The organism is Pusillimonas minor (assembly GCF_014237865.1).
Taxonomy (GTDB): domain Bacteria; phylum Pseudomonadota; class Gammaproteobacteria; order Burkholderiales; family Burkholderiaceae_B; genus Neopusillimonas; species Neopusillimonas minor.
The window spans coordinates 1-19603 of record NZ_JACJUU010000011.1 but is presented as its reverse complement, the minus strand read 5'-3'; the positions used below and the strand labels follow the sequence as shown (position 1 = coordinate 19603).

20 protein-coding genes are annotated in these 19603 nt (G+C 59.1%); 6 read left to right on the top strand and 14 right to left on the bottom strand.

All coding sequences use genetic code 11. From position 1 onward, the window contains the following. Positions 1 to 18 precede the first annotated feature (18 nt). Together secB and GTU67_RS12230 are read left to right on the top strand one after the other, a co-directional pair. Positions 19 to 522: a protein-export chaperone SecB gene (gene secB / locus GTU67_RS12235; RefSeq protein ID WP_185780352.1), complete on the top strand. Its 504-nt coding sequence runs from the start codon at positions 19 to 21 to the stop codon at positions 520 to 522. Position 523: 1 nt separating this feature from the next. After that, positions 524 to 1585, top strand: a complete 1062-nt coding sequence (locus GTU67_RS12230) for an NAD(P)H-dependent glycerol-3-phosphate dehydrogenase (protein WP_185780351.1) — start codon at positions 524 to 526, stop codon at positions 1583 to 1585. Here GTU67_RS12230 and GTU67_RS12225 read toward each other — a convergent pair. Next, a complete protein-coding gene (locus GTU67_RS12225) occupies positions 1582 to 2052 on the bottom strand; it encodes a tRNA (cytidine(34)-2'-O)-methyltransferase (RefSeq protein ID WP_185780350.1) in 471 nt (156 codons plus the stop codon). The two genes, GTU67_RS12230 and GTU67_RS12225, sit on opposite strands and share 4 nt — an antisense overlap. A 2-nt stretch (positions 2053 to 2054) precedes the next feature. Further along, positions 2055 to 2810, bottom strand: coding sequence for a ComFC family protein (locus GTU67_RS12220; RefSeq protein WP_185780349.1), 756 nt, complete (start codon positions 2808 to 2810; stop codon positions 2055 to 2057). 74 nt (positions 2811 to 2884) lie between these two features. On the opposite strand from GTU67_RS12220, the gene GTU67_RS12215 reads away from it, so the two are divergent. Further along, positions 2885 to 3793 carry a methyltransferase domain-containing protein gene (locus GTU67_RS12215; protein WP_185780348.1) on the top strand — a complete coding sequence of 303 codons (909 nt, stop codon included), beginning with the start codon at positions 2885 to 2887 and terminating at the stop codon, positions 3791 to 3793. Positions 3794 to 3810: 17 nt separating this feature from the next. Here GTU67_RS12215 and GTU67_RS12210 read toward each other — a convergent pair whose 3' ends face one another. The 4 genes from GTU67_RS12210 to rsmB are packed head-to-tail and all read right to left on the bottom strand — an operon-like array spanning position 3811 to position 8849. Beyond that, on the bottom strand, positions 3811 to 4518 hold the full coding sequence (locus GTU67_RS12210; protein WP_185780347.1) for a response regulator: 708 nt from the start codon (positions 4516 to 4518) through the stop codon (positions 3811 to 3813). 10 nt (positions 4519 to 4528) lie between these two features. Continuing rightward, positions 4529 to 6868, bottom strand: coding sequence for a sensor histidine kinase (locus tag GTU67_RS12205; RefSeq protein ID WP_185780412.1), 2340 nt, complete (start codon positions 6866 to 6868; stop codon positions 4529 to 4531). Next, positions 6865 to 7452 carry a DUF4390 domain-containing protein gene (locus GTU67_RS12200; protein WP_185780346.1) on the bottom strand — a complete coding sequence of 196 codons (588 nt, stop codon included), beginning with the start codon at positions 7450 to 7452 and terminating at the stop codon, positions 6865 to 6867. Before GTU67_RS12200 ends, GTU67_RS12205 begins: the two co-directional genes overlap by 4 nt. After that, a complete protein-coding gene (rsmB, locus tag GTU67_RS12195; protein WP_346727022.1) occupies positions 7449 to 8849 on the bottom strand; it encodes a 16S rRNA (cytosine(967)-C(5))-methyltransferase RsmB in 1401 nt (466 codons plus the stop codon). The genes GTU67_RS12200 and rsmB overlap by 4 nt, the downstream gene beginning before the upstream one ends. 134 nt (positions 8850 to 8983) lie before the next feature. On the opposite strand from rsmB, the gene rimO reads away from it, so the two are divergent. Next, entirely contained in the window at positions 8984 to 10300 is a 1317-nt protein-coding gene (gene rimO, locus GTU67_RS12190; RefSeq protein ID WP_185780345.1) for a 30S ribosomal protein S12 methylthiotransferase RimO, read from the top strand. Here the strand turns inward: rimO and fmt are convergent. Next, a complete protein-coding gene (gene fmt / locus GTU67_RS12185; RefSeq protein WP_185780344.1) occupies positions 10282 to 11232 on the bottom strand; it encodes a methionyl-tRNA formyltransferase in 951 nt (316 codons plus the stop codon). The genes rimO and fmt overlap by 19 nt on opposite strands. 6 nt (positions 11233 to 11238) lie before the next feature. Then, on the bottom strand, positions 11239 to 11751 hold the full coding sequence (gene def / locus GTU67_RS12180) for a peptide deformylase (RefSeq protein WP_185780343.1): 513 nt from the start codon (positions 11749 to 11751) through the stop codon (positions 11239 to 11241). Between the two features lie 121 nt (positions 11752 to 11872). On the opposite strand from def, the gene dprA reads away from it, so the two are divergent. Both dprA and GTU67_RS12170 read left to right on the top strand, forming a co-directional pair. Then, positions 11873 to 13045 (top strand): DNA-processing protein DprA, encoded by a 1173-nt coding sequence (gene dprA / locus GTU67_RS12175; RefSeq protein WP_185780342.1) that lies wholly within the window; start codon positions 11873 to 11875, stop codon positions 13043 to 13045. 27 nt (positions 13046 to 13072) lie between these two features. After that, positions 13073 to 13543 carry a hypothetical protein gene (locus GTU67_RS12170; RefSeq protein ID WP_185780341.1) on the top strand — a complete coding sequence of 157 codons (471 nt, stop codon included), beginning with the start codon at positions 13073 to 13075 and terminating at the stop codon, positions 13541 to 13543. Between the two features lie 32 nt (positions 13544 to 13575). On the opposite strand, the gene GTU67_RS12165 is transcribed toward GTU67_RS12170, so the two are convergent. The 6 genes from GTU67_RS12165 to GTU67_RS12140 form a co-directional block, all read right to left on the bottom strand. Continuing rightward, positions 13576 to 14592 carry an amino acid ABC transporter substrate-binding protein gene (locus GTU67_RS12165; RefSeq protein WP_185780340.1) on the bottom strand — a complete coding sequence of 339 codons (1017 nt, stop codon included), beginning with the start codon at positions 14590 to 14592 and terminating at the stop codon, positions 13576 to 13578. 20 nt (positions 14593 to 14612) lie between these two features. Beyond that, positions 14613 to 15314, bottom strand: coding sequence for a YggS family pyridoxal phosphate-dependent enzyme (locus GTU67_RS12160; RefSeq protein ID WP_185780339.1), 702 nt, complete (start codon positions 15312 to 15314; stop codon positions 14613 to 14615). Between the two features lie 43 nt (positions 15315 to 15357). After that, complete coding sequence (locus GTU67_RS12155; RefSeq protein ID WP_185780338.1) at positions 15358 to 16656, bottom strand: sulfate adenylyltransferase subunit 1; 1299 nt, start codon at positions 16654 to 16656, stop codon at positions 15358 to 15360. After that, entirely contained in the window at positions 16656 to 17564 is a 909-nt protein-coding gene (gene cysD, locus GTU67_RS12150) for a sulfate adenylyltransferase subunit CysD (RefSeq protein WP_185780337.1), read from the bottom strand. The genes GTU67_RS12155 and cysD overlap by 1 nt, the downstream gene beginning before the upstream one ends. After that, positions 17561 to 18295: a phosphoadenylyl-sulfate reductase gene (locus tag GTU67_RS12145; protein ID WP_185780410.1), complete on the bottom strand. Its 735-nt coding sequence runs from the start codon at positions 18293 to 18295 to the stop codon at positions 17561 to 17563. The genes cysD and GTU67_RS12145 overlap by 4 nt, the downstream gene beginning before the upstream one ends. Before the next feature lie 128 nt (positions 18296 to 18423). Beyond that, a complete protein-coding gene (locus tag GTU67_RS12140; RefSeq protein ID WP_185780336.1) occupies positions 18424 to 19362 on the bottom strand; it encodes a pseudouridine synthase in 939 nt (312 codons plus the stop codon). Positions 19363 to 19603 lie beyond the last annotated feature (241 nt).

Sequence of the window (19603 nt, the reverse complement as noted above, 5' to 3'; positions counted from 1 at the left end):
AAACTCATAGGAAGACAAATGGCCGAACAGGACCAAGCCGCTCAAGGCAATAACAACCCCGACCCCAGCTTCAATCTGCAGCGCACCTACGTTAAAGACCTGTCGCTCGAAATGCCCAATGCGCCCCAGATTTTTCTGGAACAGGAAGGCCCGAGCGTCGAAGTCACCATTAATGTCGGCGGCCAGCAACTGGCTGAAAGCGTCTACGAATCCACCGTCACGGTGACCGTCACCACCAAAATCCAGGACAAAACCCTGTACCTGATCGAAGCAACACAAGCGGGTATTTTCGAAGCGGCCAATATCCCCGCCGAACAACTCGACCCGCTGTTGGGCATTGTCTGCCCCACCATGCTGTACCCCTACTTGCGCGCCACGGTTGCCGACGCCATCACGCGTACAACCCTGCCCGCATTGCACCTGGCCGAAGTCAACTTCCAGGCGCTCTACGAGCAACGCCTGGCACAAATGGCCGAACAGCAATCGGGCATCGAACTGCCGCCCGGCGCAACCCGCCAGTAACATGCCTCAGTCTGCATCAGCGCCGTTACGCGTCAGTGTGTTGGGTGCCGGCAGTTGGGGCACCGCACTTGCGGCACTGGCCTGCGCCAATGCCCAGGTTACGCTTTGGGCGCGCGACGCCGCGCTGGCAGACGCCATCAACGCCACACACCAAAATGCCAGGTACTTGCCGGGCATCACATTGCCATCGGCGCTTGTTGCCACCAGCAGCCTGTCTCACGCTGTCGCTCACGCCTGTGACAATCAAGGCGTTCCCGGGCTCGTTATTCTTGGGGTGCCGGTTGCCGGCCTCGAAAGCACCTGCGCCGCCCTCGCTAACGAACTGGCCAAGCTGAACCACCCGGCGGTTTCGGCGGTCTGGACGTGCAAAGGTTTCGAACAAACCTCGGCGCAATTACCGCACGCCATTGCCCAAAAAGCCCTGGCCTCTACCCCCGGCGTCGGGCTGGGCGTTGTGTCGGGGCCATCGTTTGCCAAAGAAGTTGCTCAAGGCTTGCCCGTTGCGCTAACTGTTGCCAGCAACAACCCGCAAGTCATCGCAGCCACCACGCAAGCGCTGCATGGCAGCAATGCGCGCATTTACAACAGCACCGACGTCATCGGCGTCGAAGTGGGTGGCGCCATGAAAAACGTCATGGCCATCGCCTGCGGCATTTCTGACGGCCTGGCGTTGGGCACCAATGCCCGCGCCGCACTTATTACCCGCGGTCTGGCCGAAATGCAACGCCTAGGCGTCGCGCTGGGCGGGTCGGCCGACACCTTCGCCGGGCTCACCGGCCTGGGCGACCTGGTCCTGACCGCCACCGGCCCGCTGTCGCGCAACCGGCAAGTGGGCCTGGCCATTGGCGAAGGCCAAACCCTCGACACCATTTTGGCTAACGGCATGACGGCCGAAGGCGTACGATGCGCGCGTGCGGCCCTGGCTCTGGGCAAGCAGTTGGGCGTCGACCTGCCCATTACCCAAGCGGTATGCGATGTCTTGTTCAATGGGCTATCGGCCCGGCAGGCGGTCTCCGACCTGCTCTCTCGCGAAGCCAAGCCCGAAACACCCAAGCCAGCCTAAACGCTGCCTTCGTACCCCTGCTGCCGCCAGGCTTCGTATACCGTCACGGCCACCGCATTCGACAAGTTCAAGCTGCGCTGCCCGGCGCGCATGGGTAAGCGCAAACGTTGCTCGGGCCCAAACAGCGCCAGCTGGTCGGCCGACAACCCCGCCGTTTCACAACCAAAAACAAAAACATCATTGGGCTGGAACATAAACGTCCCCAGCCGGCTTGACCCTTTGGTCGTGAGCGCAAACCGACGCATCGGATCACCGCCGATGGCGGCCAGTGCGCCCGGCAAATCGTCGTGCACTCGCACGTCTGCCCACTCGTGGTAATCGAGCCCGGCCCGGCGCAAACGCTTGTCGTCAAGCTCGAACCCCAACGGCCGAACCAGATGCAAAGCCGCGCCGGTATTGGCGACCAACCGAATAACGTTGCCCGTATTCGGCGGAATTTCAGGTGAAACCAGAACAATATGAAACATGATTATCTTGATAAGGCGTCGTTAAGTCGCTCGCGCACGGGTGTACGCGCCAGCACCACCCCTGTCACCGCCGTTGCGCCAGCGGCCAGCAACACCCCGGAGACCGCATTCAAGGTGCTGCCTGTCGTCATGACATCGTCGATGACGGCAAAGCGATGGCCGGCTACCTTCGACGAGCATCCAAACAGCCCGGCTGTGCCGGCCAGGCGTTGCTGACGACTCAGGAATTTTTGCGGCCCCGTCTCGTGATGCCGGTACAACCAATGGTGATGACAACCCAGCCCCAATTGACGCGCCAGTTGCCCCGCCAGCTCGGCAGCGGGATTAAAGCCGCGGCGCTGCAGTGAGGCTTTGGTCGCCGGGACAGGAACCAGGATTGTATCGTCGGGCAGGACATAGCGCGTGTCGCGCATGCGATCAGCCATGAACGCGGCCAATGTTTTAGCCAACACAAACCGCCGCTGCTGCTTGAACTGCAACAACAGCAAATTAGCGGGAAAGGCGTAATCGACCGCCGCAAAGACCTGACCAAACACAGGTGCAAGGGCAGCACAGTCGTGGCAATGCCCCCGCGCATCAAGCCGCAGGCAGCATCGGGGGCAGCGCCTTGCCGGTGTTGCCATGCTGTGACTGGCTTCACCCGCGCAAACATCGCACAACAACCCGCCCCGAACCACCGAGCGGCACAAAGCGCATTCGCCGGGCAGCCAACGGGTCAGGCTGCCCACCCATTCGCGCAGCCGCAGACTATAGGCCATAATAGCCAGTGCAAATCAACATATCGCCATCTGACCATGGCATCGGCCACGTGCCAAGCGCCGCATACACAAATATGTCATCACACCCCTCGCTGCCCATCCTGGCCGACCACGTCGTCAAACAGTTTGCCCGTCGTGCACCGCTAGACAACGCCCAGTTTCTGTACGGGGAAGTCGCTCAGCGTATGCTGCAACGGCTTAGTTATATCCGCGTCACGCCCGAAACCCTGATCGACGCAGGCTGTGGCGCCGGGCATGCCATCGAACCGCTACGCGCACGCTATCCCATGGTCAATTACATGGGTGTCGACAACTGCGCCGCACTGCTTAACGTGGCACGCGAACGCCATGCCGGCAAACGCGGGCTCTGGAACCGTCTGCGCAACAAGCCCACGCCCAACACAGACTTCACTTGTGCAGACCTGGCACACACCACCCTGCCGCCCGAATCCGCAGGGCTGGTCTGGTCGAATATGGCATTGCACTGGCACCCCCGCCCGCACGACGTCCTCCTCGAATGGCGACGCGTTCTGAAGCCCGAAGGGGTCGTGATGTTTTCTTGCCTGGGGCCGGGCACGTTTAAAGAACTGCGCGCGGCACTGCAGGCCGCCGGGCTGCACACCGCTACGCCCGCTTTCGTTGATATGCACGATTTTGGCGACTTGCTCATCGAGTCTGGGTTCAGCGACCCGGTGATGGATCAGGAAACCCTGACGCTTACCTACCGTAGCGCCGAAAAACTGCTTGAAGACCTGGCCAGTTTGGGCGGCAACCCGGCACAAAGCCGCCGCAGCGGGCTGGTAGGCCGCGAATGGCGCGACCGCCTGCTGGCTGCGCTCGAAAAACAGCGCACCATGGACGGCACCATTCATTTAAGCCTTGAAGTGGCCTACGGCCATGCCTGGCGTGCCCGCACCTTCAACACCGCCCCCGGCGAAACACGCGTTTCGGTCAGCGCGATTACACGACGACCAAAACCCTGAAAACGCCTTGATGCCGCCTAGCGCGACTCTTGGCGACGACGGGAGGCGTCGATACCCAGCTGCTTGAGCTTGCGGTACAAGTGCGTGCGTTCCAGGCCGGTGCGCTCGGAAACCCGCGTCATGCTGTGATTTTCTCGGGCCAGATGGTATTCGAAATAAATGCGTTCGAATTCGTCGCGGGCATCGCGTAGCGGCTGGTCGAGCGGGATATTACTAAGCTGCAAGGCATGCGGCTCGAGCGCCACCGAGGCCTCGGCCGCAACAACAGCAGGTGCCACGGCCGACGGCTGCATGACCGGGGCCGGTGCCAAAGCGGCATTTGCCGGGGCTGCCGCGGGGGCCGACGCACCACGGCTGACCACCGGGCGCGCCAACGCGGCAGAAATGGTTTTCAGCAACTTTTGCAGCGTAATGGGCTTTTCGAGGAAGTCGACCGCACCAATACGCGTGGCCTCGACGGCCGTATCGACGGTGGCATGGCCACTCATCATGATGACAGGCATATCGAGCAGGCCTTGTGACCCCCATTCGCGCAGCAAACTGACGCCGTCGGTATCGGGCATCCAGATATCGAGCAACACCAGATCGGGGCGCGCACGCTGACGGGCCGCACGCGCCTGAGCGGCGTTTTCAGCCAACTCAACGGTATGCCCTTCGTCGTAGAGGATTTCAGACAACAACTCTCGAATGCCGATTTCGTCGTCTACCACCAGTATTCTGGCCATAAAGCATCACCTATATTTTTTTCGCATTATCGTACCCCTGCCCGGCTTCGTCCAGCGCAGCGGCAGAATTAACCAGCCGCGTGAACAAAATAGACACCCGGGCACCCCCTTCCCGACGGTTCGAGACATCAATGCGACCGCCGTGCTCTTCGATAATTTTCTTGACGATCGCCAACCCAAGGCCGGTTCCTGCCGATTTGGTGGTGACGTAGGGTTCGAAGACCCGGGTCAGCACCTGCGGCTCGAACCCCGGCCCGCCGTCGGAAACCGTCAGCCGGACCGCCTGGATTTCTGGACCCTCGTCGTTGATACGCGAGAACGTCAGTTTGGTCTGCACATAGATTTTAGCCTCTGTCGCACCGGCCAACGAAACGGCATCGCGCGCATTGGCCAAAAGGTTATGAATCACCTGACGCAACTGGGTCGGGTCACCTTCGATGTGAGGCAGATCGGCTTGCAGGTCGGCGTCGATCCGAAGACCGGTGCGTTCGTCGCGCACGACGGCGCCGGACGGATCCCAACCGTATAACGTCATAATCTCGGACACCAGCACATTCAGGTCGAGTGACTGCATCTGGGCCGGTGGTGTGCGGGCATACTCGCGAAAATCATCGACCATTTTCTTGAGTGACGCCACCTGATTCACAATAGTATTGGTTGAGCGCATCAGCATGGCCGCGTCGGTTTCGTCCAGGCGCGACGCCAGCTTCATGGCCAGGCGTTCGGCCGACAACTGAATAGGCGTGAGCGGGTTTTTAATTTCGTGCGCCAGGCGCCGTGCCACTTCGCCCCACGCCACGGTGCGGTTGGCCGAAATGACTTCGCTGATGTCGTCAAAAACGACCAGATAACCATTCGCCCGGCCATCAACCGTCAGGTGCGTGCCGCGCGCCAGCAAAGTCACGACATTTTTCTTGGCTTCGTTGTCGCTGGCTGCCTCCAGCTCAAGCTCGAACTGCTGCTGCCAGTAAGCGCGTTCTGATTCAACCGCGGCATGGGCCGCAAACGCATGGCGAATTAGTTGAGACAACGTAAATGCGCCGTCAACGGTTTCAAGCGGGCGGCCTTTGACCGAGCGCAAATCGACACGCAAGATGGATTGCGCCCCCTGGTTGAACATACTGACCCGAAAACCTTCGTCGAAAACCAGCACCCCCGAAGACAGGTTGCTGAGCACCGACTCAAGGTAAACATTGGTGCGCTCGAGTTGTTGCCGGTTACGCTCGACCATCTGACGCGCCTCATCGAGCTGACGCGTCATGGCATTGAAAGAGCGCGTCAGCTGGCCAACTTCATCTTTCTCGGGGGGTTCGGGCAAGGGCCGGTAATCGCCAACACCCACGGCCTGGGTACCGGCGGCCAGCGTTAACAACGGCCGAACCAGGCGACGAGATACACTTAGGGCGACCACCACCGACGCGAACACCGCCAGAATTAACGCCAATGTCAGCGTTATCCCGTAAAGCTTGCGCAGCCCCTGACGCGAAAGTGCCAGCTCTTGATAGTCGCGAAAGCCTTGCTCGACCTGGCTGGCATTACGCGCAATTTGTTCGGCCACCGGCTGGATGACCTGCAGCCAGCGCACCTCCGGCGTGACGCCCAATGCCGTCGTAGACCGGTCAAGACGCTGAATAGGAACCACAACCCGCAAGAACAAACCCGTATGCAGATCGCCTTCAGGACGCAACCCCTGCCCGACATCGTCGGCCTCGGCCGCCGCGTAGCTGCGCGACACCCGCAGTTGATTCATGACATGCTGCGGCGGCATGTCGGGTATGAGCTTGCCGTAATCGGCGGTTGAAAAAGCGACAGTGCGGCCGCTTCCGGAAAAAACCATGGCTTCGGCGACGCTGCCCTCTTCGCGCACGCGCGAAATCAACACGCCCATGTCTGCGTCGGGCTTGTCGCCAAGTTGTTCGGCCATAGACTTGGCGCGAACGGTCAGGTCGGCCAGTTGAAGGTCGAGCACGGCCCGCCCCAGGCTCAAGCCCGACTCAAGCGCACTGTCGACGCGCACGTTGAACCAGGACTCGATGGAGCGCGACATGAACTGAACCGACAGCACATAAATCAGGGCGCCGGGCAGCACGCCGATGAGGGCGAATGACAGCGCAAAACGAGCGGTTAAACGGGCCCCGAACTGTCGCCGGCGAATCTGGCGCACCAACCGGACGGCCAGCACCACAACCCAGAACACCAACGTAACGGCAAACACCGCATTCAGGGCCAGCAAGGTGTCGTAGTGCTGGGCAAACCGCGACGCATTACCCGTGGACCAGACCAGCAGGCTCAGCAATGCCAGCGCACTGATCACCGCAATGACCAGCGTCAGCCGGATCGCCCATTTCAGGACGGGTCGGGTGTTTGCGGAGAAATTGAAAATAAGAAATCTTTCCATGGGGTCACAATTGACCAGGCGCTACTGTTGAAAGAATCGATGCGAAACGGGCGCGGCAAGCGAGACGTATCGAGACGAAGACGAAGACGACCGCGATACTCTTTGCCAGTGTCGAACGCGTCGGCAGGCGCCACGGCCCAACCCCGGATATGCTTTACATAAGCCAGTGCATCTTCGAATGTGGCTTCGGGCAAGGTCAGGTCGCCCGCCCCCACCCGCCACTGCCGGGTAAGCACGTTATAAGACAGCCGAAAAGTCTGGTGCTCGTTGGCCAGCACCTTGTCAAACCACCACCAGCGGTCGGCCACGATTTCCAGATCGGCCGTGAAGTACAAGGGCATGCCTTTTTCGGCCGCCTGACGCAGCTCCGGGTCAACGTAAATGTCGACGTCGGCATCGATGTACAGCTGGCCGTTGCGTACCACCGGCTCAACGCTGACGATCTGATCGGCGCGCGCAACCGACCAGCCCGTTTGCATTACAACAAACAGGCCGACAACACACCAGACGGAAAAAAGGCGTCGGAAAAAGGTCATGACGCATTATTGTTGTCGACGCTGGCCTGCTTTGCAAACAAGGCAAAAAAGAATCCGTCGTGCGCGGCAGCCTGACCACCGACGGGCAAAGGCAATAATTGGCCAGGCGCGTCCAGACGAACGGCATCTGGGTGCTGCTCAAGCAGCCATTGCGCCTGGGCCTCGCCTTCTTGAGGAAACACAGCGCACGTTACGTACAAAAACCGCCCGCCCGGCTTCAAAGTCTTCCATAACGCTTTCACGATTTTCCGCTGCAGCGCGGCCGTGCGCGCGATATCGGTCTCGCGACGCAACCACAGAATGTCTGGGTGACGCCGAACGACCCCCGATGCCGTACACGGTACATCGGCCAAAATGGCATCAAAGACACGGCCATCCCACCAGGTATCGGGTCGCGACGCGTCGGCAGCCGTGAGTGTGACATGGTCTGTCGCCAGCCCCAGCCGCTCAAGGTTTTGCCCCACGCGCGCCAGCCTTGATGCATCGGCATCAAGTGCCACCAGGTCGATATCGGCCAATTCAAGCAAATGCGCAGTTTTACCCCCGGGCGCCGCACACGCATCAAGCACGCGCATGCCGGGCTGAACCCCTAGCAACGGGGCGGCCAGCTGGGCAGCGGCATCTTGCACCGACCACCACCCTTCGGCAAAGCCCGGAATATCTTGTACGGGCCGGGGTTGCTCAAGCACGACCGCCGATTCGACCCCCGGCGAAACGCCTTCGAGCCGGACGGTTTGCGCAGCTATACCGGCCGCGTTCAGGTCGGCCAGTAACTGTGAAACACTGCGTTTTCGGGTATTTACGCGCAGCGTCATGGGTGGCGGCAGCTGCGCCGCCAGCAGAATGGCTTTCCAGTGGTCGGGATAGGCCTGCCGCAGTCGTCGCACCCACCAGTTCGGGTGATTCCATCGGGCCTCGGGGTTGCCGTGGGCTCGCGTTAAAATGGTGTCGCGCTCGCGCGTAAAGCGGCGCAGCACACCATTAACCAACGCCTTGAAGCTTTGCATGCGCCGGTGCCCGGCAACGGCGCTAACGGCCTGGTCGACCACCGTATGTACGGCATAAACCGGCCAGTCGGGGCGCACCGGCTTGCCCTCGCGGGTTAATTGTTCGGCAACCATGGCGGTATCGAGCAAACACAACGACACCTGCAACACCGCGTCGAGCAACGGCACCGGCGGCGTCTTTGTGACCAGCATATGCTTGACTTCAAGGGCCTGGCCCAGATGGCGCATAACGTGAAAGCTGACGGCTTGCGTTGCCCCCTTCAGCGATGAAGGCGTTTGGGCCAGCACATCGGATAGCGACCGCCCCTCGTGCACCGCTGTAAGGCACTGCGCACTGGCAAGAATAATGTCGGAAAGCGCGTGGCGGGAAGGGGTTGTTGCGTCGGTCACGTTGTCAAATTGCCGTAAAAATTCATTCCACGGGAATGTAGCATTAATTTACCCGTGCCCCGCCGCTGTGCACAGCAGCACAACGCAGTAAAATTCTTTTTTCTTTCAAGCCTTAAGGCTCAAGAGGTTAACGCATGAGTTCCCCAAAAGTTGGTTTTGTCAGTCTGGGATGCCCCAAAGCGCTGGTCGACTCCGAACGTATTCTGACCCAGCTGCGCACCGAGGGTTATGCCATTACCCCCGACTACGACAACGCCGACGTTGTGGTCGTCAATACCTGTGGTTTTATCGACAGCGCCAAAGCCGAGTCGCTTGATGCCATTGGCGAAGCCATTGCCGAAAACGGCCGGGTCATTGTGACCGGCTGCATGGGGGTCGACGAATCGGTCATCCGCGATGTGCACCCCGCTGTATTGGCCGTCACAGGCCCACAGCAATACGAACAAGTGGTTCGCGCCGTGCACGAAGCCGCGCCACCCAACCTTCAGCACGACCCCTACACTGACCTGGTCCCGCCGCAAGGGGTCAAACTTACACCCCGCCACTATGCCTACCTGAAGATCTCCGAAGGCTGTAACCATCGCTGCAGCTTCTGTATTATTCCGTCGCTGCGCGGCGACCTGGTCAGTCGCCCCATTGGCGACGTCATGAGCGAGGCCGAACGCCTGGTGAACGCCGGGGTCAAAGAACTGCTGGTTATTTCGCAAGATACCAGCGCCTACGGGGCCGATATCAAGTTCCGCAGCGGCTTCTGGAATGGCCGCCCCATCAAGACGCACATGACGCAGTTGTCCGAGGCCCTTGCAGAGTTCGGCGTCTGGACCCGGCTGCACTATGTCTATCCTTACCCGCATGTCGATCAGGTGATCCCGTTAATGGCCGAGGGCAAAATCCTGCCGTATCTCGACATCCCGTTTCAGCATGCCAGCCCTCGCGTGCTCAAACTCATGAAACGCCCGGCATTCGAAGACAAAACCCTGGCGCGTATCAAGCAATGGCGTGAAACCTGCCCCGACCTGACGCTACGTTCGACATTCATTGTGGGTTTCCCGGGCGAAACCGACGACGACTTCGAGTACTTGCTCGACTGGATGTCCGAGGCCCAGCTTGATCGCGTCGGTTGTTTTCAGTACTCACCTGTCGACGGCGCGAAAGCCAACGAACTGCCCGACCCGGTGCCCGACGAAGTCAAGCAAGAACGTTGGGAACGCTTTATGGCTCACCAGCAGGCCATTTCGGCCGAGCGCCTGGCGCAAAAAGTGGGCCGGGAAATCGATGTCTTGATTGACGAAATTGACGAAGATGGCCCTATTGGCCGATCGAGCGCCGATGCGCCCGAAATTGACGGCAATGTCTTTGTAACGACCGACCGCACCCTGAAGCCGGGCGACCTGGTGCGAGTGAAGGTCACCGACTCTGACGAGTACGACCTTTACGGCGACACGATCTGAGGTGAACCGCGCAAGAAGGCGCCGATGTCCTGGCGCTTTCCGCCCGGCTTTTGCACCTGCAAAATGCGCAACACGCCATCGCTAGTAGCCACATCAAGACCTGCCTCGGAAGCTGCCACGATGGTGCCAGGTTCCAGGGCATTTACGGCCGGCATGGCTTGAGCGGCCCAGACCTTAATGGGCGCCTCCCAACCCGGTAGCTGCAAGGTTGCCCCCGGTACAGGGTCGAATGCTCTTACACGGCGCGCCAAAACGACGGCGGGTTGCGCCAGGTCTAGTGCGGCCTCGGCCTTGTTAAGTTTGGCGGCATAACACACACCTGCCTCGGGCTGCGGTGCCGGGGCCAGCGATTGTTGCGACAGCGCGTGCAAAGCCTCGACAATACATTGACCACCCAATTCGGCCAAGGCATCGTGCAGTTGCGCTGCCGTATGCGTTGCGCTAATGGGTAGGGACTTCACCAGCAGCATATCGCCAGTGTCCAGGCCTTCGTCCATTTGCATGATGGTAATGCCAGTTTCGGCGTCACCCGCCTCGATGGCCCGCTGAATTGGGGCCGCGCCGCGCCAACGCGGCAATAAACTGGCATGGATATTTAAACAACCCGCTGGCGGGAGGGTCAGCGTCCATTGGGGCAAAATCAACCCATAGGCCGCAACCACCATGACATCGGGCCGGGCCTCAAGCAAAGCTGCACGGGCCGCCTGGGCATCTTCCGGATACTTGCCGTCGAGCCGAAGGCTACGCGGCTGCTGAACCGGAATGCCCGCCTGCAACGCCGCCTGCTTGACCGGGCTTGGTGTAAGTTTCAGCCCCCGGCCCGAAGGCCGATCGGGCTGCGTCAGTACCAATGGCACCTCGTGCCCGGCAGCAAGAATGGCATCGAGGGCGATACGGGCGAACTCGGGGGTACCAGCAAAAACAACGCGCATTGCCGGTTATACCTTGTCGAGTTCGCGTTCTTGCTTGCGCAATTTGGTTTTGATGCGGTTCAGTTTCAGCGACGAGAGGTACTCGACAAAAACCTTACCTTCGAGGTGGTCGAGCTCGTGTTGCACGCAAACTGCCAGCAGGCCGTCGGCATCGAATTCGTAGGTCTCGCCCTTTTCGTTCAGGGCGCGCACACGAATGCGCGCCGCGCGCTCGACGCGGTCGTAGATACCGGGCACCGAAAGGCAGCCCTCTTCGTAAACCTGGCGCTCTTCGCTTTTTTCGATGATTTCGGGGTTGATGAGAACCCGTAAATCGTTGCCCTCTTCAGAGACGTCGATGACAACAATGCGCTCGTGAACATCGACCTGCGTTGCTGCAAGCCCCACACCGGGCGCGTCGTACATGGTCTCGGCCATATCGCGCACCAACTGACGGATGCGATCGTCGACCGCCTCGACCGGTTTGGCCACCTTGTGCAGGCGTGGATCTGGATAGCGAAGAATGGGAAGCAAAGCCATGGCATCATCAGTTAAAAAGGTGACCTTCCATTATACCAACCGCCCCTTGATCCAGGCCGACAGACGTTTATGTCGCATACAGCCACACGCCGCCCATGACTCTGTGGCAAACTGCTGCGCTATGCCTGTATCTCTTGATCACGACGAATTGGCGGCCTGGGTGCGCCTGACGCTTGAGCCTGGTTTGGGGCCTGCACAGGCTCGCAACCTGCTGGCGGCCGTCGGCCTGCCGCAAGCCATTTTTGCGCAATCAGTGGCGCAACTCATGAAGTTTCTGCCACAGAACCTCGCGCTACAGCTTGCGCAACCGCCATCCACAGACATTGCCCAGGCCATCTTGCAAACGCAGCGCTGGCTAGAGCACCCCAGCCATCATCTTTTAACGCTGGCCGACCCCGACTACCCGGCCAGTTTGCTTGAAATCCATGACCCGCCCCTGGCCATTTATGTGAATGGGCAGCTAGGCACCCTGAACCGCCAAAGCATTGCCATTGTGGGCGCACGCAGCGCCACCCCGGGCGGCCTTGAAAACGCCAAGGCGTTTGCTCGCCATTTGGCCGAACGCGGGTGGTGTGTTGTCAGTGGCCTGGCGTCGGGCATCGACGCCGCCGCGCACCAGGGGGCCCTGGACGCCGGCCCCGACGGTGGCGGCACCCTGGCCGTCATGGGAACGGGCATTGATATCGTCTACCCTGCCCGCAACCGGGCGCTGGCCCACAAAATTGTTGAAAACGGCACGCTGATTTCGGAATTCCCCATGGGTCAACGCGCCATGCCCTACCAGTTTCCAAAACGAAACCGGATTGTTGCGGGCTTGAGCCGGGGGGTACTGGTCGTAGAAGCCGCCTTGCAAAGCGGCTCGCTGATTACCGCGCGCCAGGCTGGCGACATGGGTCGCGAGATATTCGCCATCCCGGGCTCCATTCACTCGCCGTTGTCCAAAGGTTGTCATCAACTCATCAGGCAAGGGGCAAAACTGGTCGAGTCGGGGCAAGATATCGTGGAAGAGCTATCGGGTGTTTTGCCCGGCGTGGCCCCCCCATTGCGGTTCACCGGTACGTCAACCAAAACGCGCAGTGCCACCCCTGCCGCATCGGGCGCCACCGGCCACAGCGAGCTTGAGCCTATATTGCAGGCCATGGGTTTTGACCCCATTGATATTGATACGCTCTTGCAGCGCACCGGGTTAGACATTACCCTGCTTAACAGCCGCTTAACCCTGCTTGAACTTGATAACCTGGTGGCCCGGCTACCCGACGGCCGCCTGCAAAGAACAGCAGGCCACACCCCTTAACTTCTTAACGCTAACTACTGAATACTTATGCTGCGCAGTCAACGCCCCTCTGCTGAAGAACACGCCGAACTCTTGCAAAAGCTGGGCCCGCTACCCATCGAAGGGGCCTCATGGCCACGTTGGATAAAAATCGCGGCGTGGGTCATGCTCGGCCTGATTGCCTTCCAGTTTGTGATTACCGCCACCGGGCCCAATGGGCAAAACGTCAACCCTTACGTTGCCGCCAGCCTGGTCGCCTGCTATGTCGCCCTGGTTGTTGTGGCCCGCTATATGACCACGTCGGTCACCCGCATTACCGCCGAGGGCATCCAGCAAAGCTGGCTTAGCCGGCGTCTTATAACCTGGGACGACATCCAGTTCACCAAGTTCATCCCGCTGATTTCATCCAAAAAACTGATTTGCTTTGTCAGCAAGGGCCGGCCGGTTGTGTTTCAGGGCGGCACCCGCGAACTGCAAACCGCCTTTGCCCAGATTTCTTTGGTTTACCGCCGGCGTTAAAACGGGTTTGCCGGTATGTAGCGCGCGGTTTACTACCGAATGGGCAACGGGTACATCAACCCACCCTGGCTCCACAAGGCATTCAACCCCCGCTCAATTTTCAGGGGGCTGCCCTGCCCAACATTGCGTTCAAAGCTTTCAGCGTAATTGCCAACCTGCTTAATGATCTGGTAGGCCCAACGCGCGTCAAGCCCGAGGTTTTCGCCGGCATTACCCGAGCCGCCCAGAAGGCGCTGTATAGCGGGCGTAGACTGTTGCGCGTGGGTATCCACATTGCCCGAATCGACCCCCAGCTCTTCAGCCAGAAGCATCGCCATCAACGACCATTTCACAATGTTCAGCCAGGCGTCATCGCCCTGCCTGACAAACGGCCCCAAGGGCTCTTTGGAAATGAGCTCGGGCAAAACAATGTAGTCGTCGGGATTACCTAAACGCGAAGCCCGAATCGCCGCCAGCCCAGACGCGTCTGTTGAAAACACATCGCAACGCCCCGCCGCAAACGCACTGACAGCCTCGTTGTATTGCTCGATGACCACCGGCTTGTACCGGATGTTATTGGCGCGCGCCCAATCGGCCAGCGTGTTTTCATTCGACGTGCCCGTCTGCAGGCAAATGGTTGCGCCATCAAGCCCTTTAGCGCTTTTAACGCCCAGCGCCTTCAACATCAGAAAGCCCTGGCCATCGTAAAAATTGATACCGGCATGAATCACACCCAGCGCCGTGTCGCGCTGCTGCGTTACCGACGTATTGCGTGCCAGCACATCGATTTCACCAGATTGCAAAGCCGTAAAACGCTGCTGGGCGTTAAGCGGTACCGCCTTGTATTTTTCGGCATCGCCTAAAACAGCGGCGGCAACGGCGCGACACAGGTCGATATCGAGACCGCGCCAATGCCCTTTGTCGTCGGGGGCAGAGAACCCGGCAAAACCGGTGGTAACGCCACACTGCAGGTAACCACGCTGCTTGACGACATCGAGTGTTTGCGCCTGCGCTACCCCGCCAGCCAAACCCAGCCACAAACCGGCCAGCCATAATTTCCAGAGCTTCATAGTAAGTTTCCTGTGTGGATTCAATGCGGCGCGTAGTCGCGCACACCAAACAAGGCCGACCCGATACGGATATCGGTCGCGCCCTCTTCAATGGCCCACTCGAAATCGCCCGTCATCCCCATCGACAAGCGCCTGACGTCATCATGCCCCGCCGCCTGCGCCTCGTCGCGCAACTGACGCAAGCGGCGAAAACATCCACGTACGGCCTGCTCGTCGTCAGCATTGATGGCCAACGTCATTAGCCCTTTAACCCGGAGTGCAGGGAACCCCTTGAGGGCATCAAGAAAGTCGGGCAGATCGGCAGGATCGAGCCCGAATTTGGACGGTTCTGGCGAGGTTTTAACCTGGACCAGCACGTCGATGCTGCGCCCCTCGTCTTGCAACCGACGATGCAGCACTTCGGCCAGTGCCAGACGATCGAGCGACTGGACTTCGTGAACCCAGCGCGCCGCGTCTTTTGCCTTGTTCGTTTGTAAATGGCCTATCAGCACCCAGCGCAGGTCAAGGTCGGCCAGCTGCGGCAGTTTGTCGCGCAGTTCTTGCAAACGGCTTTCACCAAAGGCATTCAAACCCAACGCGGCCGCTTCGCGGATGGCATTGGCGTCGAACGTTTTGCTGACCGCCAACAAATGCACATCGGCGGCGTCGCGGCCGACACGTGCGCAGACCTGGGCCATGCGCATACGGATAGCATCGAGCCGCTGTTTCATTGAATCAGACATATCGAAACCCGGTTACATCAGAGGGTTTCGATTGTAGTGCAAGCTACTGGATCATCCCTGCGGCTGCGGTTTGATGGGTGGCGGCATCGATCAGAATGAACGCGCCCGTACCGGGCAAGTCACGATAGCGATCAAGCACCAGCGCATCTCGAGCCGTCAACGTCACCTTGCCAATATCGTTCATCTGCAAGGCCTGTTGTTCGACCTGAGCCTCGCCAAGTGTATGAATATCGCGCCGGGAATGAACAGCTTTCAGCTTGACCTGCGTCAGGCGTGTGCCCAGCTTAAGCCAGTACGTGCGGGCCTGACTGAGCGGCTGCTGATCCAGCCAGCACAGCTCGGCATCAAACGTCTTGTCGACATGTACGGGGTGCTGTCCCGTCACAAAGACATCGCCCCGAGAAACATCGATATCCTGGTCCAGTTCGACAACGACGCTATCACCCGCCACGGCATGCTCCACAGGCTCCCCACCGCGGTATAGCCGGGCAATATGAGCCGTAGCCCCAGATGGCAATACCTTGACCTGTGTAGCAACGGACAATTGGCCGCTGGACACCTGCCCGGCATAGCCCCGAAAATCGTTGATCGAGCTGCCCCCATGACGAATCACCCATTGCACATAAAGTCGAGTCGCGCTATCGGCGACAGGCGCCTCAAGCGGCAATTGCTCGAGTAAAGTCAGCAACGGCGGCCCCTCGTACCAAGGGGTAAACGCCGACGCTTTGACGACGTTATCACCCTTTAACGCCGACACCGGCAGGATATGAAACTTGGCAATGCCTAATTGGGCAGCAAGCGCGCCATATGAATCGCGAATGCGCTCAAATACAGCCTGATCCCAGCCCGTCAGATCCATTTTATTGACGGCCACCACGATATGCTTGATACCCAACAAAGCGGCCAACGCGCTATGGCGCTTGGTTTGCACCAGCAGTTCGCCATCGTTCACACGGGTCGCGTCAATCAAGATAATAGCGGCCTGGGCCGTTGACGCACCAGTAACCATATTGCGCGTGTACTGCTCGTGGCCGGGCGCGTCGGCAACAATAAATTTTCGTAATGGCGTTGCAAAGTAGCGGTACGCTACGTCAATCGTAATCCCCTGTTCACGCTCTGCCTCAAGGCCGTCTGTCAGCAAAGACAGGTCCAGCTCATTGGCTTCGGTTCGCTTGTATTTCGACCGGGCAATGGCATCGAGCTGGTCGGCAAATACGCCCTTGCTATCAAACAGCAACCGCCCAATCAGGGTCGACTTGCCGTCATCTACCGAGCCTGCCGTAATGAAGCGCAGCACACTGGTCTCGGTTTGCGTAAAAGGTTGTTCAACCAATGCATTCATCAGAAATACCCCTGTTTTTTTCTTTGTTCCATCGACGCCTCAGACGTTTGATCGTCCATACGAGTCGCGCCGCGTTCAGTAATTGTGGTCAGCGCCGTTTCGGCAATAATCGCCTCGGGTGTCGAGGCGTCTGAAGCCACTGGGCAGGTGCAGGAAATATCGCCCACGGTACGGAACCGCACGCGCACGGTTTCGGCGGCTTCACCTTCGCGAGGCGGTGTGAGCGGAGTGACGGGTACAAGCAAACCATTACGTTTGATGACGCTGCGGTCATGCGCGTAGTAAATGGGGGGCAAGGCGAGGTTTTCGCGGGCAATGTATTGCCAGACATCCAGCTCGGTCCAGTTCGAGATAGGAAACACCCGCATGTTTTCACCCTTGGCCACCCGGGTGTTGTACAAGTTCCAGAGCTCAGGACGCTGCGCTTTGGGGTCCCATTGGCCAAAGGCATCCCTGAACGAAAACACCCGCTCTTTTGCGCGTGCCTTTTCCTCATCCCGACGGGCCCCGCCTATACACGCATCAAAACCAAACTCGTCAATGGCCTCCAGCAATGTGGTCGCCTGAGCGGCGTTGCGTGAGTCATTCTCAGAGCGCAGCACGACGCTGCCGCGACGAATCGAGTCTTCAACCGAACGGACAATCAAGGTTTCCCCAAGTTCTGCAGCGCGCTGGTCACGAAACTCGATCACTTCGTCGAAGTTATGGCCTGTGTCGATATGCATGAGCGGGAAAGGAAACTTGCCGGGCCGGAAGGCCTTCTCGGCCAGGCGCAGCAAGACCACCGAGTCTTTGCCCCCCGAGAACAGCAGCACCGGGCGTTCGCACTCGGCGGCCACCTCGCGCATAATGAATATGGCCTCGGACTCGAGCCAGTCAAGATGGGTACGATCTGCGGGGTGACTCATGAGACTTCCTTTGTGCTTGTGCTTTTACTTGTCGCTACGTAATTCAAATTGTGTTCGTGCAGGCCGCATTCCTTCGAATCGCTGTTTTCCCACCACCAGCGGCCGGCACGAACGTCCTCGCCTGGCTTGATGGCCCGCGTACAAGGCTCGCAGCCTATCGACGGATAGCCCTGGTCGTGCAAGGCGTTATACGGAATATTCAAGGCGCGAATAACTGCCCAGATTTCTTCATCGCGCCAGGCTGCAACCGGGTTGTACTTTTGAAGCCCAAATGTCGTGTCGTGCTCCTGCTCAGGCAGTTGCGTCCGGGTGATCGACTGATCACGCGTTTGGCCCGTCAGCCATGCTGAACGACCCTGCAACATGGCCTTCAATGGGTCGACCTTACGCAAGTTGCAGCATGCCTTGCGCAGTGCTACCGATTCGTAAAACGGGAACAAGCCATGTGTTGCCGTGAATTCCCGTACCGCATGCGCGTCGGGACGACAAACGGTTATGTCGATACTCAACCGGCGGCGTGTTTCGTCGAGCAACGCCAGCGTCTCTTTATGCAGGCGACCGGTATCAAGGGTAAAGACTTGTATGGGCAACGCAGACTGAGCAATGGCGTATGTCAGCAACATGTCGGACGGCGCCAACGAGGTTGCAAAGACGGCATCGGGGTGACGCGCCGCAATCAAGGCCAGACGGGCCTGAAGCTCACGCCATTGTGCATCCAGCTCAGGAGGCATGGCCGTTGCGGCCAAGGTAAGCGATTCGATCGTCGACACAAAAAACACCTGTTAGATAAGAACAGGGTTAGTGTGCCCGCGCACAGCATCGAACGGAACTACGAAATCGTTAAGTGCATATAACCAGCCTAACTGGCCATGGCCAGCACCCTGCTGCTGGTGAACGTACGTGTCTTGCCGGTGTACGGATCGCAAAAAGAGACCTGTCGGGCCAGCAACTGCAGTGGCCTGGAGAAGTCATCAAACATCGACGATGGCTGTAACTCCGGATAGAACAGATCGTTGCATATGGGGATACCCAGACTGCTCATATGAACACGCAACTGATGCTTGCGGCCGGTATGCGGTGTCAAGCGATAAAGCCCGTGGGTACCTGCAGGACGAATCAGCTCCACAAGCGTGCTGCTGTTCGGCTGGCCATCGACCTCCTGCATGGTGAAATGCGTGGCTTTTGCGTCCAGCCGTGTTTCGCGACGTAGCGGAAACGTTAATGCAGGATTCAGCGGTGCGACGGCTTCATACACTTTTGCGACGTCGCGGCTTTGAAACAAGCTTTGGTACGCGCCACGGCACGATGGTTCTACAGTAAACATCATCACACCCGCAGTTTCACGGTCAAGCCGGTGTATTGGACTCAGGTCGGGCAGGCTCAGGCTTTCGCGTAATCGGGTCAGGGCCGTTTCTTTCAAGTAGCGTCCGCCCGGGATGCTCGCCAGAAAATGCGGCTTATCTATCACAAGCAATTGAGCGTCCCGATACAAAATATCGATTTCGAAAGGCACCTCCGGCTCGTCAGGGACTTCGCGGTAGTACCAGAGCCACTGATGTGGTGCGTAAGGCGTCTGGGGCGTGATCGGCACGCCTTCGGCGTTGACGATCTCGCCACGCACAAGACGCTCGTAAATGACGGAGGGTGCAGTAAACCTGAACCGCTGAACAAGGAAGTCGTAAACGGTGGCCCAGTTGCCGTTGGGCAGATGAACCCGACTGGGCGCGATACCGTCGCGCACTGGCAGCGGCGCCACAGCACTAACCACAGAGCGAGATCCGGATCGATTCAGCGACATAGCGGCATATTAATAGGGAATCAGGTGGTGCGAATGTATCGTGCCTCTCTTTCTCTGCGCTAAGTTAAGGCCGGGCCGTGTGCTCAAAGATGTAAGGTCAAGGCGCGTTAATGCATTGCCCAAAGAAAAACGCCCCGCAAAGTTATTGCGGGGCGTTTTGGAATAAAAGCCTGACGATGACCTACTTTCACAGACGTTAATCAACTATCATCGGCGCAGAGGTGTTTCACGGTCCTGTTCG

Coding starts and splice junctions, on each gene's coding strand:
- secB (WP_185780352.1), top strand. CDS start 19: ATGGCCGAACAGGACCAAGCCGCTCAAGGCAATAACAACCCCGACCCC.
- GTU67_RS12230 (WP_185780351.1), top strand. CDS start 524: ATGCCTCAGTCTGCATCAGCGCCGTTACGCGTCAGTGTGTTGGGTGCC.
- GTU67_RS12225 (WP_185780350.1), bottom strand. CDS start 2,052: ATGTTTCATATTGTTCTGGTTTCACCTGAAATTCCGCCGAATACGGGC.
- GTU67_RS12220 (WP_185780349.1), bottom strand. CDS start 2,810: ATGGCCTATAGTCTGCGGCTGCGCGAATGGGTGGGCAGCCTGACCCGT.
- GTU67_RS12215 (WP_185780348.1), top strand. CDS start 2,885: ATGTCATCACACCCCTCGCTGCCCATCCTGGCCGACCACGTCGTCAAA.
- GTU67_RS12210 (WP_185780347.1), bottom strand. CDS start 4,518: ATGGCCAGAATACTGGTGGTAGACGACGAAATCGGCATTCGAGAGTTG.
- GTU67_RS12200 (WP_185780346.1), bottom strand. CDS start 7,452: ATGACCTTTTTCCGACGCCTTTTTTCCGTCTGGTGTGTTGTCGGCCTG.
- rimO (WP_185780345.1), top strand. CDS start 8,984: ATGAGTTCCCCAAAAGTTGGTTTTGTCAGTCTGGGATGCCCCAAAGCG.
- fmt (WP_185780344.1), bottom strand. CDS start 11,232: ATGCGCGTTGTTTTTGCTGGTACCCCCGAGTTCGCCCGTATCGCCCTC.
- def (WP_185780343.1), bottom strand. CDS start 11,751: ATGGCTTTGCTTCCCATTCTTCGCTATCCAGATCCACGCCTGCACAAG.
- dprA (WP_185780342.1), top strand. CDS start 11,873: ATGCCTGTATCTCTTGATCACGACGAATTGGCGGCCTGGGTGCGCCTG.
- GTU67_RS12170 (WP_185780341.1), top strand. CDS start 13,073: ATGCTGCGCAGTCAACGCCCCTCTGCTGAAGAACACGCCGAACTCTTG.
- GTU67_RS12165 (WP_185780340.1), bottom strand. CDS start 14,592: ATGAAGCTCTGGAAATTATGGCTGGCCGGTTTGTGGCTGGGTTTGGCT.
- GTU67_RS12160 (WP_185780339.1), bottom strand. CDS start 15,314: ATGTCTGATTCAATGAAACAGCGGCTCGATGCTATCCGTATGCGCATG.
- GTU67_RS12155 (WP_185780338.1), bottom strand. CDS start 16,656: ATGAATGCATTGGTTGAACAACCTTTTACGCAAACCGAGACCAGTGTG.
- cysD (WP_185780337.1), bottom strand. CDS start 17,564: ATGAGTCACCCCGCAGATCGTACCCATCTTGACTGGCTCGAGTCCGAG.
- GTU67_RS12145 (WP_185780410.1), bottom strand. CDS start 18,295: ATGCCTCCTGAGCTGGATGCACAATGGCGTGAGCTTCAGGCCCGTCTG.
- GTU67_RS12140 (WP_185780336.1), bottom strand. CDS start 19,362: ATGTCGCTGAATCGATCCGGATCTCGCTCTGTGGTTAGTGCTGTGGCG.